Raw genomic sequence first — 4,960 nt, forward strand, 5'->3', positions numbered from 1 at the left:
GGAGCCGGAGCGTCGTGAACGGTTGGCGGGATTGGTCGTGCTTGCAGGCAAGAGGGCCGAGGAGCTCGGCCTGCCCGCGAGCAGTTCGCAAATCCTGCCGATCATCGTCGGCGACAATGCGCGCGCCATGGCGCTGGCGGAGGCTTTGCAGTCACGCGGATTCGACGTGCGCGGCATCCGCCCGCCAACCGTTCCCGAGGGCACGGCGAGGCTCAGGATCTCGCTGACGCTGAATGTCGGCGAGGACGACGTTTCGGCGCTCTTTGATGCTCTTGCCGAGGAATGGGAGCGCACGCGATGACGGCACGGGTCGTGGTGACAGGCACCGATACAGGCATTGGCAAGACAGTATTTGCAGCAGGCCTCACCGGGTTGCTCGACGGCATCTATTGGAAGCCGGTGCAGGCGGGCGTTGAGGAAGAGACTGATAGCGAGACCGTCGCGCGGCTGGCGAGGCTGACCTTCGATCGGATGCTGCCCGAAGCCTGGTGTCTCACCGAATCGCTCTCGCCGCACCGCGCCGCCGAGCTGGACGGCGTGGAGATCGACGCGAAGGGATTGGCGTTGCCGACGAACGAGCGGCCACTCATCGTCGAAGGCGCCGGCGGGCTGATGGTCCCGGTCAACAGGAGCACGCTCTACATCGACGTCTTCGCGCGATGGCGCGCGCCCGTGGTGCTCTGCGCACGCACAGGGCTCGGCACCATCAACCACACGCTGCTCTCGATCGAGGCTCTGCGCGCACGCTCGGTACCCCTGCTCGGCGTCGCTTTCATTGGCGACGAAATGGCCGATACGCAAAGGACGATCGCCGAGATGGGCAAGGTGCGCGTGCTCGGCCGCCTGCCGCGTCTCGACCCTATAACGCCCGAGGCGCTTGCCGCGGCCATGCGAACGGCGTTCAGTGCCGCCGACTTCATGGAGGCCTCACCTTGAGCCGCTCCGCTGTCTGGCATCCCTTCACCCAACATGCCACCGAGCCGGTTCCGCCGACGATCGTGGGCACCGAGGGCGCCTATGTCCAGACACGCGAAGGCAAGCGTATCCTCGATGCGATCTCGTCGTGGTGGGTGATCACCCACGGCCACCGCCACCCGAAGATCCTGGAGGCGATCCGCAACGCGACCGAGACGCTGGATCAGGTGATCTTCGCCGGTCTTAGCCACGATCCAGCCGAGCAATTGGCCGCCGCACTGGTCGACGTGGCGCCGGCTGGCCTCGACTGGGTTTTCTATTCCGACAGCGGCTCGACCAGCGTCGAGGTGGCGCTGAAGATGGCGCTCGGCTTTCACCGCAACAACGGCCTCCCGCGCTCGCGCATCGTCGTCATGGAGCACAGCTATCACGGCGACACCATCGGCACGATGAGCGTCGGCGCGCGCGGCGTCTTCAACGCCGCTTACGAGCCCCTGCTGTTCGAGGTCGACACCATCGCCTTCCCTGCCGCCGGCCGCGAGCAGGAAACGCTGGATGCCTTCGAACGGCTGACGCGCGGCCGCGAGGCTGCCGCACTGATCGTCGAGCCGCTGGTGCTCGGCGCGGGCGGGATGCTGATGTATCCGGCTTCGGTTCTCACCGAACTCAAGCGCATTGCCGAGCGCTCCGAGACGCTTTTCATTGCCGACGAAGTCATGACCGGCTGGGGCCGCACCGGGGCCATGTTCGCTTGCGAGCAAGCAGCGATCGCGCCCGACATATTGTGCACCTCCAAGGGACTGACAGGCGGCTCGTTGCCGCTTGCGGCCACACTTGCCACCGATGCGATCTTCTGTGCCCATTACTCCAGGAACCGAGCCAGGACCTTCTTTCATTCGAGCTCCTACACGGCGAACCCGATCGCCTGCGCGGCGGCACTTGCGAATGTCGGCATCTGGAACGACGAACCCGTGGCGGAACGCGTGGCCGCCCTGTCGCGGATGCAGGCGGAAAAGGTGGCACGCTTCAGCCAGGACGCGCGTTTCGAGAATGCGCGCACGACCGGCACCATCGCCGCGCTCGACCTTCGTGTCGGCAAGGCCGGCTATCTCGCAGAAGTCGGCCCGAGGCTGCGCGCCTTCTTCCTCGAGCGCGGATTGCTGGTGAGGCCCCTTGGCAACGTCATCTACGTGCTGCCGCCCTATTGCGTGACATCGCACGAACTCGACCGCCTCTACGAGGCCATCGACGAGGCGGCCGAGCTCGCGGGCGACAAAAAATGAACCGCACGGCGCGCATCGTCGGCCTTGGCCATCATGTGCCGGCTCGAAAAGTCGGCAATGCCGAGATCGAGGCAAGCCTCGGGCTGGAAGCAGGCTGGATCGAGGGCCGCACCGGCATCCGCTCGCGTTTCTGGGCAGAGCCCGGCGACACGCTGTCCGGACTGGCAGCCAAAGCGGGCGACATGGCGCTGCGGGCCGCCGGCATCGAACGCAAGGAGATCGGCCTGCTGCTTCTGGCCACGTCGACGCCTGACCATCTCCTGCCGCCGAGCGCGCCGCTGGTCGCGCACAGGCTTGGCCTCGAAAAGGCCGGCGGGGTCGACCTGGCCGGCGCCTGCGCGGGATTCATCTACGCCATGACCTTCGCCGACGGCTTCGTGCGCCTGCACAACAAGCCGGCCATCGTCATCGCCGCCAACATACTGAGCCGCCGGATCAATCCGGCCGAGCGCGCGAGCGCCGTGCTGTTCGCCGATGCCGCGGGCGCCGTGGTGCTGGCCCCGTCCCGCGATCCCGGTCACGGCATCCTCGGCGCCTCTTTTGCCTCGGACGGGTCCGCCTACGGCCTGATCCACATCCCGGCCGGCGGCAGCAACCGTCCGTTCTCCGACGAAATCGACATCGCAGAAACCCGCATGACGATCGCGAACGGCCGCGAAGTCTTCGCCAAGGCCGTGGAGATGATGAGCCGCTGTTCGAGCGAGGCGCTGGCCTCGGCCGGCCTTTCGGCGCCGGACGTCGCCCGCTTCGTGCCGCACCAGGCCAATGCCCGTATCTTGAACGCGGTCGGCAAGTCGCTCGGTATCGAGGATGAGCGCATCGTCAAGACCATCGCCGACTTTGGCAACTCGTCGGCCGCAACGATCCCGCTGTCGCTGTCGGTTGCCCACAGCACCAATCCCTTTCGACCGGGCGCGAAGCTGCTGTTGGCGGCAGCAGGTGCTGGCCTGACAGCCGGCGCCTTGATGGTCGGTCTCTGATGGATCTCGCCCCAATCGAACGCACCGGTCACGATTCTCGTCTCAAGCTGCTTGCGGAATTTTGCCGCAGACATCGCCCGTTGTTTATCGCCACCGGTGCTAACGGAGGATGCAAGCTGCTGATAAGCTCCGCATGCCCGCCACAGACCCCCCTCGCCTTGAGGAGATTGCCTCTTGTCTCTACGTCCGGAGCTGATCCGCCACCTGAAATCCCCCGACCTGTTTGGCGCGATCGACCGCGTGCCGGCACTTGGCGCTCCGGTTAGCGGACATGCATTCGAGGTCTTCAATCCTTCGACCGGCGAGCTGCTGGCGGAACTCCCCGACATGGGCGTTGAGGAGACGCGCGCGGCGATCGACAAGGCTTATGTCGCGCAGGCCGAATGGGCAGCGCTGACCGCCAGGGAGCGCAGCGAAATGCTGTGGCAATGGCATCAGCTGATCGTCACCCACACCGACGACCTCGCGGCGATCCTCACCGCGGAGATGGGCAAGCCGCTCGCCGAAGCCAGATCGGAAGTCTCGCATGCGGCGGCGTATCTGCAATGGTATGCCGAGGAGGCCAATCGCATCTATGGCGAGACGATCTCGGCACCGTCGACGGACCGCCGCATGCTGGTGATCAAGCAGCCGATCGGCGTCGTCGGCACGATCACACCATGGAACTTTCCCGCATCGATGGTGGCGCGCAAGATCTCACCGGCGCTGGCGGCGGGCTGCGCCATTGTGCTTAAGCCTGCCGAGCAGACGCCGCTTGTCGCGGGCGCCATGTTCGCGCTCGCCGCCGAGGCCGGTTTTCCCGATGGTGTCGTGAGCCTTGTCTATGCTTCCGAGGGCGCGGCGGTGGGGCGTGAGCTCTGCCACAATCCCAAAGTGCGCAAGATCAGTTTTACCGGCTCGACCGAGGTCGGACGCCTGCTCATGCGCCAGTGCTCGGACCAGATCAAGAAGGTCAGCCTCGAGCTGGGCGGCAATGCGCCTTTCATCGTCTTCGACGACGCCGACATCGATGCCGCCGTGGACGGGGCGGTCCAGGCGAAGTTCCGCAATGCCGGCCAGACTTGCGTTTCGGCGAACCGACTTTACGTCCAGTCGGACGTTCACGATGAGTTCGTCGACAAATTCGTCCGGCGGGTCGGCGAGCTTCAGGTCGGTGACGGTTTCGATCCCGGCGTCGCCATCGGCCCGCTGATCGACAGGCGGGCGCTCGCCAAGATCGAATCCCACATCGCCGATGCCGTGGCAAAGGGCGGCGCGATCCGGTGCGGCGGGGGCCGGATTGCCAGAGACGGCACGTTTTTCCAGCCGACGGTCCTTACCGACGTCTCCAGCGCGATGACGGTGGCGCAGGAGGAGACATTCGGGCCGTTGGCCCCCGTCATCCGTTGCGAGGATGCCGATCAGGTCGTGTGTGAGGCCAACGACACGATCTACGGACTAGCCGCCTATTTCTATGCGTCCAACCTGAAGCGCGTCTGGCGCGTGGCGGAGGCCCTGGAATACGGCATGGTGGGCATCAACACCGGGCGCATGTCCTCGGAAGCGGCACCCTTCGGTGGCGTCAAGCAGTCCGGCATCGGACGGGAGGGGTCCCGCCACGGCCTCGAGGACTACCTTGAGATGAAATATCTCTGCATGGGCGGCATCTGAGACGCAGGGATTTGAACCGCAGCTCCCGCCAGGTTGTCGGCGGGGTTGGCCGCTGGTCGCGCCGCTCAGTTGTTGAAATGGGACAGGTGAAAGCCGGTCTCGTCCTGCAACTCGGACAATCCTTCCTCGGCC

Annotated in this window: 4 protein-coding genes and 1 pseudogene; all 5 read left to right on the forward strand. The window is 65.7% G+C overall.

Going from position 1 to position 4,960, the window contains the following annotated elements; genetic code table 11:
• Positions 1-301, forward strand: a pseudogene (locus EOA60_RS18720) (8-amino-7-oxononanoate synthase); the annotation flags it as partial.
• Entirely contained in the window at positions 298-936 is a 639-nt protein-coding gene (gene bioD, locus EOA60_RS18725; RefSeq protein ID WP_127335760.1) for a dethiobiotin synthase, read from the forward strand. The pseudogene EOA60_RS18720 and the gene bioD, both read left to right, overlap by 4 nt.
• Positions 933-2,198, forward strand: a complete 1,266-nt coding sequence (locus tag EOA60_RS18730) for an adenosylmethionine--8-amino-7-oxononanoate transaminase (RefSeq protein WP_127335761.1) — start codon at positions 933-935, stop codon at positions 2,196-2,198. Before bioD ends, EOA60_RS18730 begins: the two co-directional genes overlap by 4 nt.
• Positions 2,195-3,178, forward strand: a complete 984-nt coding sequence (locus EOA60_RS18735) for a beta-ketoacyl-ACP synthase III (protein WP_127335762.1) — start codon at positions 2,195-2,197, stop codon at positions 3,176-3,178. Before EOA60_RS18730 ends, EOA60_RS18735 begins: the two co-directional genes overlap by 4 nt.
• Positions 3,179-3,397: 219 nt before the next feature.
• The gene (locus EOA60_RS18740; protein ID WP_245502581.1) at positions 3,398-4,828 is read left to right on the forward strand and encodes an NAD-dependent succinate-semialdehyde dehydrogenase; all 1,431 of its coding nucleotides are present in this window, start codon (positions 3,398-3,400) and stop codon (positions 4,826-4,828) included.
• The last annotated feature ends 132 nt before the right edge of the window (positions 4,829-4,960 follow it).

It is taken from the genome of Mesorhizobium sp. M1A.F.Ca.IN.020.06.1.1, from assembly GCF_004023265.1.
In the GTDB taxonomy this organism is placed as follows: domain Bacteria; phylum Pseudomonadota; class Alphaproteobacteria; order Rhizobiales; family Rhizobiaceae; genus Mesorhizobium.